12 protein-coding genes are annotated in these 14,501 nt (G+C 68.6%); 4 read left to right on the top strand and 8 right to left on the bottom strand.

All coding sequences use genetic code 11. The annotated features are described in order from the left end of the window. Positions 1 to 54 precede the first annotated feature (54 nt). The 3 genes from GNX95_RS14225 to GNX95_RS14235 all read left to right on the top strand — a co-directional run bounded on the left by GNX95_RS14225 (position 55) and on the right by GNX95_RS14235 (position 2,941). Entirely contained in the window at positions 55 to 1,206 is a 1,152-nt protein-coding gene (locus GNX95_RS14225) for an MFS transporter (RefSeq protein WP_222853568.1), read from the top strand. Between the two features lie 77 nt (positions 1,207 to 1,283). Further along, on the top strand, positions 1,284 to 1,784 hold the full coding sequence (locus tag GNX95_RS14230) for an RNA polymerase sigma factor (RefSeq protein WP_163507549.1): 501 nt from the start codon (positions 1,284 to 1,286) through the stop codon (positions 1,782 to 1,784). Then, the gene (locus tag GNX95_RS14235; RefSeq protein WP_163507550.1) at positions 1,781 to 2,941 is read left to right on the top strand and encodes a beta propeller repeat protein; all 1,161 of its coding nucleotides are present in this window, start codon (positions 1,781 to 1,783) and stop codon (positions 2,939 to 2,941) included. The genes GNX95_RS14230 and GNX95_RS14235 overlap by 4 nt, the downstream gene beginning before the upstream one ends. On the opposite strand, the gene GNX95_RS14240 is transcribed toward GNX95_RS14235, so the two are convergent. Both GNX95_RS14240 and ppdK read right to left on the bottom strand, forming a co-directional pair. Beyond that, positions 2,938 to 4,143 carry a deoxyguanosinetriphosphate triphosphohydrolase gene (locus GNX95_RS14240; RefSeq protein ID WP_163507551.1) on the bottom strand — a complete coding sequence of 402 codons (1,206 nt, stop codon included), beginning with the start codon at positions 4,141 to 4,143 and terminating at the stop codon, positions 2,938 to 2,940. The two genes, GNX95_RS14235 and GNX95_RS14240, sit on opposite strands and share 4 nt — an antisense overlap. A gap of 83 nt (positions 4,144 to 4,226) precedes the next feature. After that, positions 4,227 to 6,890, bottom strand: a complete 2,664-nt coding sequence (gene ppdK / locus GNX95_RS14245) for a pyruvate, phosphate dikinase (RefSeq protein ID WP_163507552.1) — start codon at positions 6,888 to 6,890, stop codon at positions 4,227 to 4,229. Between the two features lie 212 nt (positions 6,891 to 7,102). Here ppdK and GNX95_RS14250 point away from each other — a divergent pair, with 212 nt between their 5' ends. Continuing rightward, complete coding sequence (locus tag GNX95_RS14250; RefSeq protein WP_163507553.1) at positions 7,103 to 7,408, top strand: antibiotic biosynthesis monooxygenase family protein; 306 nt, start codon at positions 7,103 to 7,105, stop codon at positions 7,406 to 7,408. Here the strand turns inward: GNX95_RS14250 and GNX95_RS14255 are convergent. From GNX95_RS14255 to GNX95_RS14280, 6 genes are all read right to left on the bottom strand, one after another. Then, positions 7,395 to 8,075 carry a class I SAM-dependent methyltransferase gene (locus GNX95_RS14255; protein ID WP_222853569.1) on the bottom strand — a complete coding sequence of 227 codons (681 nt, stop codon included), beginning with the start codon at positions 8,073 to 8,075 and terminating at the stop codon, positions 7,395 to 7,397. The two genes, GNX95_RS14250 and GNX95_RS14255, sit on opposite strands and share 14 nt — an antisense overlap. Beyond that, positions 8,053 to 8,526 carry a hypothetical protein gene (locus tag GNX95_RS14260; RefSeq protein ID WP_163507555.1) on the bottom strand — a complete coding sequence of 158 codons (474 nt, stop codon included), beginning with the start codon at positions 8,524 to 8,526 and terminating at the stop codon, positions 8,053 to 8,055. The genes GNX95_RS14255 and GNX95_RS14260 overlap by 23 nt, the downstream gene beginning before the upstream one ends. Positions 8,527 to 8,537: 11 nt before the next feature. After that, on the bottom strand, positions 8,538 to 9,731 hold the full coding sequence (gene dusB, locus GNX95_RS14265) for a tRNA dihydrouridine synthase DusB (RefSeq protein WP_163507556.1): 1,194 nt from the start codon (positions 9,729 to 9,731) through the stop codon (positions 8,538 to 8,540). 196 nt (positions 9,732 to 9,927) lie between these two features. Next, the gene (locus GNX95_RS14270; RefSeq protein ID WP_163507557.1) at positions 9,928 to 11,889 is read right to left on the bottom strand and encodes an aldo/keto reductase; all 1,962 of its coding nucleotides are present in this window, start codon (positions 11,887 to 11,889) and stop codon (positions 9,928 to 9,930) included. Positions 11,890 to 12,023: 134 nt separating this feature from the next. Further along, positions 12,024 to 13,577, bottom strand: a complete 1,554-nt coding sequence (locus tag GNX95_RS14275; RefSeq protein ID WP_222853570.1) for a DUF5722 domain-containing protein — start codon at positions 13,575 to 13,577, stop codon at positions 12,024 to 12,026. A gap of 86 nt (positions 13,578 to 13,663) precedes the next feature. After that, entirely contained in the window at positions 13,664 to 14,482 is an 819-nt protein-coding gene (locus tag GNX95_RS14280; RefSeq protein ID WP_187369633.1) for a MetQ/NlpA family ABC transporter substrate-binding protein, read from the bottom strand. Positions 14,483 to 14,501 lie beyond the last annotated feature (19 nt).

Raw genomic sequence — 14,501 nt, forward strand, 5'->3', positions numbered from 1 at the left:
GGAATCTCCGCCACGTCGGCCACCGATTAGCTCGGTCACAGATATAATTTCGGTGTGCTCGGTCGTCTGCTCGTCGAACCCCGGCGACCAGCGGTCGTACGCAACCGGTCGTACGCGCCATGGCTCGCGGTCGCGGCCGTCGGCATCGGCGCTTTCATGGGTCAGCTCGACGCCAGCATCGTGACGGTGGCACTCCCCCGGATCCAGGCCGATCTCGGCGTCTCGGTCGGCGCGGTCGAGTGGGTCTCGCTGGCGTATCTGCTCACGCTGATCGGCTGCGTGATCGGCGTCGGCCAGCTCGCCGACCGATACGGACGCAAGCTGTGCTATGTCTACGGCTTCGCCCTGTTCGCGCTCGCCTCGCTCGGCGCCGGACTGTCGACCTCGCTGACCGCGATCGTGTTTTTCCGTGTGCTGCAAGGCATCGGCGCGGCGATGCTGCAGGCCAACAGCGTCGCGCTGATCGCCACCAGCCTGCCGCGGCACCGGCTCGCCCGCGGCATCGGCATCCAGGGCGCCGCGCAGGCGGTCGGCCTCGCGCTCGGTCCGGCGGTCGGCGCGCTGGTGGTCGCGCATTGGGGCTGGCCGGCGATCTTCCTGCTGAACGTGCCGGTCGGTGCGGTCGGCATCGTGCTCGGCCTGGTCTTCCTTCCGCGTACGCGCGAGCTGTGCCGCGAGCCGTTGCGCTGGCGCGACCTGCTCACGTCGGTACGCCGGCCGCTGCGCGGCCTGGTCGCCGGCCTCGGCTCGTACGCGGTGCTCTTCGGCGTGCTGTTTCTCGTGCCGTACACGTATCACGGCCCCGGTTGGGTCCTCACCGCGCTGCCGGCGGCGATCGCCGTCACCGCGCCGATCGCCGGTGCGTTCGTACGCAATGCCGGCGTCGGCATGCTGATCGCCGCCGCCGGCCTCGCCGCGCTGCCGTGGACCGCCGGCAGTCCGCTGGCGCTGGCCGGAGCGCTGGCGATCACCGGTGTGGGCATCGGCGCGTTCACACCGGCCAACAACGCCGGCATCATGGCACTCGCGCCGGCCGGTCGCGCCGGCGTGACCAGCGGCGTCCTCAACCTGACGCGCGGCCTCGGCACGTCGGCCGGCGTCGCGCTGACCGGGGCCATCTACGCCGCCACCACCAGCCTGCCGGTCGCCGCGTACGCGCTGGTCGCCGTCGCTCTGGTCGCCGCCCTGGTCAGCCGCCGCCACTGACCCGTCCGGTCGCGTGCACCCTGGCACTGGTGCCGTTCGTCAGGGATCAGTGAGAACGGCAGACAGGCGGGGAGACCATGACGACAGATGCGGCGGCCGCGCTGGAGCGTCTCTACCGGGACGCGGCGCCGCGGCTCGTGCTGGCCGCGTACGCGCTGACCGGCGACCTGGACGAGGCGCAGGAGTGCATGCAGGAGGCCTTCGTGAAGGCCTGTGCGCATCCGGCGCGGATCCTTCGTGCGGACAACCCGGTCGCCTGGATGCGCACGATCACCGTCAACGTGGCGCGCGACCGGCTGCGCCGCAAGCGCCGGTTCCGCGTGCTGCACCGGCTGCTCGGCCAGCCCGACGACGTACCGGCCGCGACCCCCGACCGGGTGGCGATCCTCGGCGCGATCAAGCGGCTGCCGATCGAGCAACGCGAGGCGGTCGCCCTCTACTACCTGGCCGACCTGGACGTACGCGAGATCGCCGAGATCGTCGCGGCGTCGGTGAACACAGTGAAATCCCGCCTGCTGCGGGGCCGCCAGGCCGTGGCCGCCGCGCTCGGCGAATCCGTCCCGGGAGGTGCCAAATGACCGACCCACTGGAGACCCAGGCCGCTGCCGGCAGGTCCGCGCTGCTGGAGGACATGCGCCTGCCGGCGTTCGACACGCTGCGCGGCGCCAGCCGGCGACGCAGGCTGCACAACGGCCTGCTTGCCGCCGCGGCGATCGTGGTTGTCGCCGCGGTCGCGCTGATCGCCACGTTCCGGCCGCACACAGGCCGGCCGGAGGGCGGCGCGATCGTCGCCAAGACCATCGAGAAACCGGCGCAGGTCGGCCGCTGCTCGTTCCATCCGCTGAGCGAGAAGGTGATCTTCCATGTCTTCTACGCGTACAAGGGCTGCCTGCCCGACGAGGCGACCGGCCTGAGCTACGCGGTGACCACCGACGGCGGCCGGCACTGGAAGCTGTACGAGGCGCCCGTCGACGATCCCACCTGCATCGACCTCGTGCCGGTCGGCCCACATGACGCGATGATGTGCGACTACATCACCCACGACGACGGCGTCACCTGGGTCAAGCGGCCCGGCCCCGCCGCCGACGTGCCGTCGATACCGGCAGGCTGGCTGGCGATCGCGTCCGGCCCCGACCAAAACGTCCTCACCGCGGTCAACCCGCGGACCGGCGAGCAGGCACGGCTCGCGAACGGCAGCGCGATCGGGCCGAGCACCCCGAGCGAGGCGCCGATCCTCGCTCCGGACGGGTCGATCTGGGTGGTCCAACGGCCCGGCTACACGCCAGGGACCGGACGGATCAGCCCCGACCGCGGTCGCACCTGGCACTCGGTGGTGCTGCCGGCGCCGTTCCAGAAGACGCCACTGCTGTCGCTGACGACCACCGACGGCCGGACCGGATATGCCCTCACCGCGGACGGGACCAAGGCCTGGGCGCTGTTCCGTACGACCGACGGCGGCGCGACCTGGTCGACGGTGCGACGCGGCATCACCGACGTCACCGGCAACCTGCTGCCAGGGCCCGGCACCGCGGTGATCGAGGCCGGCGACGGCCCACCGCGGATCAGCACGGACGGCGGCCGCACTTTCCGGCCGCTGCCAGACACCACCGGCACGTACATGGAGCGCACGCCGACCGGGGTGTACGTGCTCCGTAAGGACGGCGAGGCAAGCACGAAAGAAGTCCAGATCGCCGGGCCGTCGCTGCGGTTCAGCACCGTCAAGTCGCCGGTCTAACGCGCGCCGAGACGGTTGGCCCAGCGTTCGATGGACGCGTCGGTGAGACAGGCGACCTGGTCGACGATCACCCGCAGCCGCGCCGCGTCGTTCGGCGCGGCTGTCCACAGTGGACGAAAGACCGGGTCGAGCGCGTCCGGCGCGCGTACGGTCAGCGCCGTCACGACGCCGGTGACCAGCTCACGCTGACGCGCGTACGCCCACTGCGCGTCTCGCCGCTGCATGACCCACCGCCAGGCGATCGCCTTCAGCAACGCACACTCGGCTCGGGTCTGCCGTGGCACCACCAGATCGGCGGCATAGCGCGAAAGGGGCCCTGGCCCGTACGCGGCACGCGTCGCCTCCACCGCCGCGGCGCTGAAACGGCCGGTCAGGGTGCTGGTCAGCGCCTTGAGCGCGGCTTGGGCACGATGGCCGCCGTCGTAATCGGAGACCGCCAGCAACGCCGGATGCGTACGAAACTCCTCGAGCACGGCGGCCAGCTCGCTCGCCGTCTCGTCGCTGTACATCCGCGCGGCGAGGCCGGCCAGCTCCAGCCGCTCGTCTGGATCGTCCAAAGTGGACACCTTGATGAAACCGGCGTGCACACCGTCCTCGACGTCATGCACCGAGTACGCGACATCGTCGGCCCAGTCCATGACCTGCGCCTCCAGGCAGCGGCGCCGACCCTCGGCACCGGCACGCAGCCACTCGAAGACCGGCAGGTCGTCGGCGTAGACGCCAAACTTCCGGCTTTCGCCGCGAGGCCACGGATATTTGCAGGTCGCGTCGAGGCTGGCGCGGGTGAGGTTGAGGCCGGCGCCCTCGACCTTGGCCTCCAGCCTGGTGAGCACGCGCAGCGTCTGCGCGTTGCCTTCGAAGCCGCCGCACGCGCCGGACACCGCGTCCAGCGCGTCCTCGCCGTTGTGGCCGAACGGCGGATGACCGAGGTCGTGCGCGAGACCGGCGGTGTCGACGATGTCCGGGTCGCAGCCGAGCGCGGCGCCGAGCTCACGCGCGATCTGCGCAACCTCCAGCGAGTGCGTCAGCCGGGTCCGTGGAAAGTCGTCGACACCGGCCGTGACGACCTGTGTTTTGGCCGCCAGCCGGCGAAAACCGGCCGAGTGCAGCACGCGCGCGCGGTCACGCTGATACGGCGTACGGTCGGCGCCGGTCGGCTTGGCCGGCTCGGCGACCCACCGCTGCTCGTCATGTGCGTCCACACGACGAGCCTAACCACCGTGAGGGTGACGTTTTGACGGTCGGCGCGCCCCGATCGACCGCCAAACCGTCGACCTCGCGAGGGTCAGAGCACCGCGGCGCGGCCGCCTTCCAGTCGTGCCACCGGTACGCGGAACGGCGAGCACGACACGTAGTCGAGGCCGACCTCGTGGAAGAAGTGCACCGACGCCGGGTCTCCGCCGTGCTCACCGCAAATGCCGAGCTTGAGATCCGGCCGCGCCGCGCGCCCCTCCTCGGTGGCTATCCGGACCAGCCGGCCGACACCTTCGACGTCCAGCGACTCGAACGGCGACACGCCAAAGATGCCGCCTTCCAGATAGCGCGCGAAAAACGCGGCTTCCACGTCGTCACGCGAAAAACCCCACGCGGTCTGGGTCAGGTCGTTGGTGCCGAAGGAAAAGAAGTCGGCGGCACCGGCGATCTGGCCGGCGGTCAGCGCCGCGCGCGGCAGCTCGATCATCGTGCCGATCGACATGTCCAGCTCGACGGACTGCTCCTCTGCCACGGTGGCGAGCACCTTTTCCGTCTCGTCGCGGATAAGTTCGAGCTCCTGCACGGCGCCGACCAACGGGATCATGATCTCCGCGTGCGGGTCGCCACCGGCTTTCCGGCGCTCCGCCGCGGCTTCGGCGATGGCGCGCACCTGCATCGCGAAAAGCCCCGGGATGACGATGCCGAGCCGTACGCCGCGCAGGCCGAGCATGGGGTTCTGTTCGTGCAGCCGGCGTACGGCGTCCAGCAGCTTGCGATCTTTCTCGTTGGACTTCCCCTGCTCCTCGGCGATCGCGACGCGTACCGACAGGTCGGTGAGATCCGGCAGGAACTCGTGCAGCGGCGGGTCGAGCAGCCGTACGGTCACCGGCAGGCCGTCCATCGCCTCGAAGATCTCCACGAAATCGCCGCGCTGCAACGGAAGCAGCTCGGCCAGCGCGGCCTCGCGTTCCTCCTTGCCGTCGGCCAGGATCAGCCGCTCGACGTGCTGTCGCCGCTCGCCGAGAAACATGTGCTCGGTGCGGCACAGTCCGATGCCGGTGGCACCAAACCGGCGAGCACGGGCCGCGTCCTCACCGTTGTCGGCATTCGTCCGTATGCCGAGCCGCCGTACGCCGTCGGCGTGCGTGATGATCTTGTCGACGGCCTGCACCAGATCATCCTCTTCTTTCAGCGTACCTTCGAAATACTCGACCACCGGCGAGTCGGTGACGGCCACCTCGCCGAGGAAGACGTCACCGGTGGAGCCGTCGATGGAGATCACGTCCCCCTCCGACACCACCGTGCCGTCCGGCGCGGTCAGCTTCTTGCCTTTGGTGTCCACGTCGAGCTCTTCGGCGCCGCACACGCAGGTTTTCCCCATGCCGCGCGCCACCACGGCCGCGTGCGAGGTTTTTCCGCCGCGGCTGGTGAGAATCCCCTCTGCGGCGATCATCCCGTTGAGGTCGTCGGGGTTGGTCTCGCGGCGCACCAGGATGACTTTCTCGCCGTCGTGGGCCATCCGCACGGCCGTCGGCGAGTCGAAGACCACCTTGCCGACGGCGGCGCCAGGCGAGGCGTTCATCCCCTTGGTCAGCTTCTTGCCGTCGGACCTGTCGCCGAAACGCGGAAACATCAGCTGCGCCAACTGATCGCCGGTGACCCGCCGCAGCGCCTCGTCCCTGTCGATCAGGCCTTCGTCGATCAACGCCGTGGCAATGCGGAAAGCCGCGGCGGCCGTACGTTTTCCGACCCGGGTCTGCAACATCCACAGGTTGCCGCGCTCGATGGTGAACTCGATGTCGCACAGGTCCTGGTAGTGGTTTTCCAATGTGGACATGATCTCGAGCAGCTGGTCGTAGGACTTCTTGTCAATCTTTTCCAGGTCTGCCAACGGCACCGTGTTGCGTACGCCGGCGACCACGTCCTCGCCCTGCGCGTTTTGCAGGTAGTCGCCGTAGATCCCCCGCATGCCGGTGGACGGGTCGCGAGTGAACGCCACGCCGGTGCCGGAATCCGCGCCGAGGTTGCCGAAGACCATGGCGACGATGTTGACCGCCGTGCCGAGGTCGGCCGGGATACGCTCCTGCCGGCGATAGAGGATGGCGCGCGGCGAGTTCCACGACTGGAAAACGGCGTAGGTGGCCAGATCCATCTGTTCGCGCGGATCCTGCGGAAAGTCGCGACCGGTCTGGTCGTGGATGATCTGCTTGAACTTCTCGACCAGGCCGCGCAGGTCGTCGGCGTCCAGGTCGACATCGGCCTGCACGCCTTTGGCGCTTTTCGCGTCCTCGATGGCCGACTCGAACAGCTCGCCGTCGATGTCGAGCACGGTTTTGCCAAACATCTGCAGAAGTCGCCGGTACGAGTCCTGCGCGAACCGCTCATTGTCGGCCTGGCGCGCCAAACCCTGCACGGACTCGTCGTTTAGGCCGACGTTCAGAACAGTTTCCATCATTCCCGGCATCGAGAATTTGGCACCCGAACGCACCGACACCAACAGCGGATCCGTCGGGTCGCCGAGCTTCTTGCCCATCGCCTTTTCCAGCGCTGCCAGGTGTTCGCAGACCTGGCCGGCCAGCTCGTCCGGCGCCGAACCGGTGCTCAGATATGCCTTGCAGGCCTCGGTGGTGATGGTGAAACCCGGTGGCACCGGCAGGCCGAGATTGGTCATCTCGGCGAGGTTGGCCCCTTTTCCGCCGAGCAGGTCCTTCTGGTCCTTGTTTCCTTCGGCGAAGTCGAACACGTATGTGGTCACGGCGCGGGCTCCTCACCGGCAACGGCGGCGGCCCGGCGTGCCGGACGGGTTTGTCCGTCTCCACCGGGCCGTACGGGGGGTGTGTGCTCCGAGGCTAGTTATTTCCCCCCTTTCCCGCAGCCCGGCTGTGAGCAGCCACACCGATCAAGGAGCACCGGACCGATCAAGCGAGAGAATCACGTCACTTCGGCGTTTCGGATTAGAGTCTGGGTATGTCTGTTGTGAAGATCAATGCGATCACCGTCCCGCGCGAGGCCGGGCCGGAGCTGGAGCGGCGGTTCGCCAACCGGCACGGCGCGGTCGACTCGGCGCCAGGTTTCGTCAGCTTCAAGCTGCTGCGGCCGGTGTCCGGCGACGACCGCTACTTCGTGGTGACCGAGTGGGAGTCCGACGAGGCTTTCCAGGCCTGGCGCGAGGGACCGATGATGGCGGCGCATTCCGGTGAGCGCGCCAATCCGGTGTCGACCGGCGCCGACCTGCTCGAGTTCGAGGTCGTCCAGTCCTCTACGGCAAAGTAAAATAGACCATCGGGTTGTCGGTCGAGTCGCGGATCGGCTCGGCCAGCCCGAGGTCGCGGCGCAGGTCCATGAGCCGCTCGTACGCTCCGTCGCGGCGCGGCTTGGCGGCGGTGAACGACGCGATGCCGCGCTCGGCCAGATGCCGCATCAGCACAGCGCCTTCACTGAACGGGATCGGCCAGCGGAAGTGATACACGTCGTGCACGCTGACCGGCGTACCACTTTTCAACGCTGGAAACAGATTTTTCACATACCAATGCGCAAACCGCGCGCTGTGCGCGGCATCGATGAAGACATAGTCGGGGTCGAGGTCGCGCCACTTCTCGCGTACGTCGCCGTGATGGAAGGTCCGGTTGCGGGCCAGGTCGTCCGGCACGTGCCGCTCGGAGCTGTCGATCAGGTCGTACGAGTGCAGGTGCCCCGCACCGTTGTCCTTCAGCGCGCGCAGGATCCAGGTCGCCGACCAGCCGTGCAGCGCGCCGATCTCGACGACCGTACGCGGCCGCGCGTCGCGGACGCGCAGGTAGGTGATCTCCGCTTCGATGTCGTCCAGCTGCGCTTTCACCTTGCCGGTGAACGTCGTCAGCAGCTGTCGCTGCGCGTCACGCACCGCGGCCAGGTCGTTGGCGTACTTCCGGTAAAGCTCAACCACCGTCGCCAGATCCACGCCCCTGATCCTGCCAGGCGACGAACCGGTGCTCCACGCCATAGGCCTCGGCCTCCTGCGGCGCGGCCGTCATCGGGTCCAACGGCTTGCGCGTCACCAGGCGCGTCAGCAGTGTCCCGGCGGCGCGGCCGAAGTACGAGGTCAGGAAGGCCAGCTGGCCGCCGGCGTACTGGTGCACGTGGACGAGCTCGTGCACATAGATCGACTCCTGCCACGACCCAGCGCGTACGAACACGTCGGTGTCCAACGTCATCGCGCCGGCGCGCGGTTGCAGCCGCAGGACCCAACCGCCTTCGTGGAAGACCGGATGCCTGGCGCGGCCGGCGTTGAGCAGCGCGCCGTCGGCCGGGTTGTGCCGCGCGTACGCGTCGATGTCGGCGTCCCAGGACGGGTCCGGCGTCAGCGGTCCGGTCGAGGTCGCGATCGCGCGCTCCCGTACGAACCCCAGCACGCCGCCCACCATCAGCCGCCGGAGGTCTCCAGCTCGGCACCGAACGGCGGGTCGGCGCACTCGGCCGACGCCAGCCACCCCTCCGGAAGCGCGACGCGCCGAGCGCCGGTGCCGCGGCCGCGCGGCGTGCCGAGCTCGTCGACCGGATACGGCTGGTCGAGGTCGAGCTTGCCGAGCAGGTCGTCCAGCTCGGCCAGGCTGGATGCCATGCCGAGCGCGCGGCGGATCTCGCTGCCGACCGCGAATCCCTTCAGATACCAGGCGACGTGCTTGCGGAAGTCGGTCACGCCACGCTGCTCGCCGAGGTGCCCGGCCAGCAGCTCGGCATGCCGGCGCATGGCCACGGCGACCGCACCCAGCGGCGGCAGCGCGCGCTCCGGCCGGCCGTCGAAGGCGGCGGCCAGGTCAGCGAACAGCCACGGCCGGCCGAGGCAGCCGCGGCCCACGACGACGCCGGCGCAGCCGGTCTCCTCGACCATCCGCAGGGCGTCGTCGGCTTCCCAGATGTCGCCGTTGCCCAGCACCGGCACGTCCAGTGCCGCGGCCAGCTCGCCGATCGCCGACCAGTCGGCGGTGCCGCCGTACATGTCCATGGCCGTACGCCCGTGCAGCGCCACCGCCGCGACGCCGGCGTCCTGCGCGATCCGGCCGGCACGCAGGAAGGTCAGGTGGTCGGGGTCGATGCCCTTGCGCATCTTCACCGTGACCGGCAGGTCGCCGGCCTCGCGTACGGCCGTGCCGACGATCCGTTCGAACAGCCGCCACCGCCACGGCAGCGCCGACCCGCCGCCGCGCCGCGTCACCTTCGGCACCGGACAGCCGAAGTTGAGGTCGATGTGGTCGGCCACGTCCTCGTCGACGATCATCCGTACGGCCCGGCCGACGACGACCGGGTCCACGCCGTAGAGCTGCACCGACCGGGGCCGCTCGTCGGCGTCGAACCGGACCATCTTCATGGTCTTGTCGTTGCGCTCGACCAGCGCGCGCGTCGTGATCATCTCGCACACGTACAACCCCGCGCGAAGCGGTTGCTGCGCTCGCCGCGTCCGATCGATGCTCACGAACCCGTCGTCTTCGCAGTGCTCGCGACACAGCCGGCGAAAAGGCGGATTCGTAATGCCGGCCATCGGGGCGAGCACGACCGGCGGCCACACGGCGATCGGCCCGAGCCGCAGCTCGGTCGCCTGAACGGTCGCGGTCGTCATTCCTCCAGGATAGGTAACCCGGTCACGGCACCCGACATCGATGTGACAGCGAGATGTCAGCATTGCCGGTTAGCGTCTAGATCGTCAGTTTTCTCCGCTAACGGCGCCGGCGCCTACTGCCAGCAGGCCGAGCGGGGCGCCTGGGGTTACGTGACGGTGTGAGCCGCAGCAGGGCCTGATCCCGGTCAAGCCCTGCTCAGCCCTGCTCCAGCCAGGCAAGCTGCTCGGCGCTGAGCTCCACGTCGAGCGCGCGCAGCGAGCCGGCGGTCTCGCCGAGCGTACGCGGCCCGATCAGCGGAAACGTCGGAAACGGCTGGTGCAGCACGTATGCGAGCGCAACGGCCGTCGCCGGCACGCCGAGCGTCGCGGCCAGCTTCTCCGCGCGCGCCAGCCGGCCAAAGTTGGCGTCGCTGTAGTAGCAGCGCACCAGCTCCTCGTCGGACCGGTCGTCCGGCCGCGCGCGTCCGGCGAAGAAGCCGCGTGCCTGGCTCGACCACGGCAACAGCGGCACCTGGCGGTCGCGCAGCCAGCGCCGCGACTCGGCGTCGGTCACGTGCTCGCAGCCGGCCCACGGCACCGCGTACGCCTCGGCGAGGCTGAAGTGGTTGCTGAGCCCCGCGAAGATGGCGAGCCCGTTTTCGCGCGCGTACGCGCTGGCCTCGTCAAACCGCGGCAGCGTCCAGTTGGAGACGCCGTACGCCCGCACGCGACCGGCGGCCAGCTGCTCGGCCATCGCGTCGACGAACTCGCCGACCGGCACGTCGGTGTTGTCACGGTGCATCAGATACAGATCGACGTGGTCGGTGCCGAGATGGTCGAGAGTTTCGGCCAGCTGCCGGCCAATCGCGGCCGGATCACAGCGCGGTGTATGCGCGCCTTTGCCGACGATGACGACCTCGTCGCGTACGCCGCGGCCGCGGATCCATTGACCCAGCAGGGTTTCCAGCCTGCCGCCGCCGTAGTGATATGCGGTGTCGAACGCGTTTCCGCCTTGTTCAAGGAAATCGTCGAACATCACCGACGCGTGCGTGAGGTCGCGTTGGTTGTCGACGCCCATCAGCAGCCGGGAAATGTCCTTGTCGATGCCGGGAATCCGGCCATAGCGCATCTTGTGGTCGGCTCGACGGCTCAGCGGCCGGCCGTGCACCGTCGGGACCGTACGCTCGGACGGGTAGGTCAGGCCGATCGCCTGTCGCCAGCTGTCCAGCACGGTCGCGTTGCCGAGGCTGTCCGACCAGGTCAGCTGTGGTGCCTGCCGGTCGGCGAGATGATCGGCGACCGCGTCCGCCTCGAGCGCGTACTGGTGCGCCGGCGCGACCGTCACCTCCGCCGGCTCCTCCCCCACGCGATGGACGACGATCCTGGCCGGCCCGGCCGGCGGCGGGACCCACGGGTCAGGCACCTCGAGAAACCCGTCACTGCCGATGACGCGTACGGTGTGCGGCACCGCCAGCCGTACACCGGTCGTGACCTGTGCCGTTATTCCACTCGCGAAACGCAAAGTCGCCACGGCCCACTCGTCGACACCGGTCGCGCCGAGATGTCCGCTGCCGGTGACCTCGACCGGATCCGCGTACGCCTGACCGACCGCCGCGCCGGCGATCAGCCGGGCCATCGACACCGGATAGCCGCCGACGTCCAGAATTCCGCCGCCGCCGAGCTCCGGATCGACCAGCCGTCCTTCCGTCGCCGAGCTGGCGAACGCGAAGGACGCCTGGATCTGTTGTACGGTCCCGACAACACCGCGCCTGATCAGCTCGACGAGCTTTGCCGTCTGCGGATGGCAGCGATACATATACGCTTCCATAAGGAAAACGTCGTGCCGGCGCGCCGCCTCGATCGCCGCCATCACGTGCGCCGCGTTGACCGCCAACGGTTTCTCGCACAACACGTGCTTGCCGGCCTCCGCAGCACGTACGACCCATTGCGGATGCAGCGGATGCGGTGTCGCGATGTAGACGGCCTCGACTTCGGCGTCAGCCAGCAGTTCCTCGTACGAACCGTACGACCGACTGGCGCCATGCCTGGCCGCGAAATCCGCCGCCCTGCCGGCGTCGCGGCTCGCGACCGCCACCAACCGGCCGCTGCGCGACTCCGGCAACTCACCGGCAAACCGCGCCGCGATGTTGCCGGGTCCGACAATTCCCCACCCCAGCATGCCACTCCCCAGTCGGCGACAATCTCCCCTCGCCGCCGACGCTACCTCGTGGCCACCGGTCCGCACGCGTCCACATCAGGACCGGTATTTCCGCCGGAAATCAGCATTAATCACATCGACACCTCCTCGGCAGGTTAGCCGGGGAGTGCGTAGCCGAGGAGTTGTTCCGTACGCTGGCCTTCGCAGTTTGCCTGGCCGGAGACGAAATGGTCGCCGTTGCCGACCAGATAGCAGCGATAGAGCGGCACGCTTCCGGCGACCTGCGTGGCGTAGATCGACCCGACCGGGCCGAGCGGCCGCAGTCCTTCGCAGGTGATGTCGCGACTGATCAGGTTGTGGCCGCCGACCTGGCATTCGTAGAGCGGCACGGTGCCGGCCGCCGGGTCGCGGAGCAGCCGCCAGCTGTTCTCGGCGCTGAAACCGGCCGGCAGCTGCCGCGTCGAGGCCCAGTGTCCGCGGCTCGGGTTATAGCCGCGGACCAGCCGGGTGTACGGCAAAGTCTCGAATCCGCAGGAAAGTTGCGGCGGGTTGAGGTCGTTGCGGTTGGCCAGGGCCCAGGTGCTCCACGCCGGTTTGGCGGTGCCGTCGGAGTTTCGCAGGCCAAGCCCGAGACCGCCGGCGACCTCGGCCGGGTGGTCGACCATCCGGTGATAGACGTAGTTGCTGATCCCCGGCGTGCCGAGGATGTTACGCAAGCCTGTGCAGATCGCCGCCGCCTGTTTCTGCGGCGACGACGGGGAAAGCGAGTTGACGCCGCTCTCGGTCAGCTGGATGTCCCAGGTCCACGGGCTGTTCGGGAACGTCGCTCGCAACCAGCCGGCCAGTACGCCGATGTTGCCATAGCTGACGATCGGATAGTCGTCGGCGCCGAACACGTTGCTGCGCAGATCTGGCGCGTACGGGTGGAAAGCGACATGCCATTGCCGCGCTCCGACGCGCGCGTTCAGGCCTTTCAGCACGGTCTGGCCGGACAGCGTGGAGTCCGGTTTCTCCAACTCGACGCCAAACTGGTGGTCCAGTGAGATCAGCACCTTCGCGGTCGGCTGCTCGAGCGCCACCCGGTCGTACGCGGCGATGTAGTTGTTGGCGATCTCGTCGAGCCATTTCGTGGTGTCGCAGGCGACTCCCTGGCCGCAGCCGATGTCGAACCAGTCGTTGGTGTTGACCTCGTTGTCGACCACGAAGTCCGCGATACGCCCGTGGCCGTGCAGGCCGTCATAGCGTTGCGCCAGCATGCCGACGAACCGGCCGTAGTCGGCCGGATCGTTGGGAGTGCAGAAGATCTCGAAGCCGGCCGCCACCGGACTGCACGGTTTGCCCTGCCTGGCCCAGGCCGGTGTGCCGTAGCCGACGCCGGTCACCACCAGGCCGAGCGCGCTCCACTGCTGGATGGCACTGTCCACATCGGACGGTACGACGAAACACTGGCCGTCATACTCCTGCTCGCCGGCGTCGCACGGCGCCAGCCGCCGGTCGGCCTGCCAGGAGGCCCAAACCAGGTTCATCGACACGCCGCCGGTGTTGTTGCCGGCGATTTCCTGCTTGTTGGACCAAAAGTCCGGTTGCAGGGACTTTATCCGGTATGCGTCACGGGTGGGATACGGCAGAGCGGCGGCCGCCGCCGGCGTGGCGACGACCGCCGGGACAAAGCTGAGCAGCACGCACAGAAACGCCAACCGCAGTCTCATGCTGATGGACGTACCGTACAACGGCGATCAGTTCAACAAGATCGCGCGGACCACCCGAAAAACGCATCTAGGGTCTAGTAGTACTACTAGAACGCAGGCAGCACAGCTCCGCGGTAGGTGTCCTGGATGTACTTGCGCACCTGTGGCGAGTGCAGCAGCTGCTCCAGCTTCTGGATCCGCGGGTTGGTCTGGTCGCCGTTGCGCACCACCAACAGGTTGGCGTACGGGTTGTTCACGCCGCTTTCCAGCGCCAGCGCGTCCCTGGTCGGCACGAGCTTCGCCTCCAGCGCGTAGTTCCCGTTGATGACGGCCAAGTCGGCGTCCTGCAGCGACCGAGGGATGGAGGCCGGGTCCAGTTCGACGATGGACAGGTTCTTGGGGTTGCTGGCGATGTCGTTCCGGTCCGGCGTGACCTTGTTGGCGTCGTTGAGGGTGAGCAGCTTGTTGGCGGCCAGCAGCTTCAGCGCACGGCCCTCGTTGCTCGCGTCGTTTGGCACCAGGACCTTCGCGCCGTTCGGCGTGGCGGCCAGGTTTTTCACCTTCTTGGAATAGATGCCCAGCGGCTCGATGTGGACGCCTTTGAGCGCCACGAAGTCATAGCCGCGCTCCTTCTTCTGCTCGTTCAGATACGGAACGTGCTGGAAGTAGTTCCCGTCGAGCTGGCCGTCCTGCAGCGCGACGTTGGGCTGCACATAGTCGGTGAAGGTCACGACCTGCAGGTTGAGGCCGGCCGCCGGGGCCAGGTTTTTCTTGACGTATTCGAGGATCTGCGCGTGCGGCACCGGGTTGGCGCCGATCTTCAGCGGCGCGTTGGGGTCGGTGGACACGGCGGCCTTGCCGGCACCGCAGCCGGCCAGTGCGAGCACTCCGGCCAGCATCAGGGCAGCGAGGCGTACGGGACGCATGATGTCTTTTCTCCAGTTT

Source organism: Fodinicola acaciae, assembly GCF_010993745.1.
Lineage (GTDB): Bacteria > Actinomycetota > Actinomycetes > Mycobacteriales > HKI-0501 > Fodinicola > Fodinicola acaciae.

What these genes read in the sequence shown, in the direction of transcription:
- GNX95_RS14270 (WP_163507557.1), bottom strand. Translation starts at nt 11,889, where the DNA reads ATGCTGGGGTGGGGAATTGTCGGACCCGGCAACATCGCGGCGCGGTTT.
- GNX95_RS14280 (WP_187369633.1), bottom strand. Translation starts at nt 14,482, where the DNA reads ATGCGTCCCGTACGCCTCGCTGCCCTGATGCTGGCCGGAGTGCTCGCA.
- GNX95_RS14235 (WP_163507550.1), top strand. Translation starts at nt 1,781, where the DNA reads ATGACCGACCCACTGGAGACCCAGGCCGCTGCCGGCAGGTCCGCGCTG.
- GNX95_RS14230 (WP_163507549.1), top strand. Translation starts at nt 1,284, where the DNA reads ATGACGACAGATGCGGCGGCCGCGCTGGAGCGTCTCTACCGGGACGCG.
- GNX95_RS14275 (WP_222853570.1), bottom strand. Translation starts at nt 13,577, where the DNA reads ATGAGACTGCGGTTGGCGTTTCTGTGCGTGCTGCTCAGCTTTGTCCCG.
- GNX95_RS14250 (WP_163507553.1), top strand. Translation starts at nt 7,103, where the DNA reads ATGTCTGTTGTGAAGATCAATGCGATCACCGTCCCGCGCGAGGCCGGG.
- dusB (WP_163507556.1), bottom strand. Translation starts at nt 9,731, where the DNA reads ATGACGACCGCGACCGTTCAGGCGACCGAGCTGCGGCTCGGGCCGATC.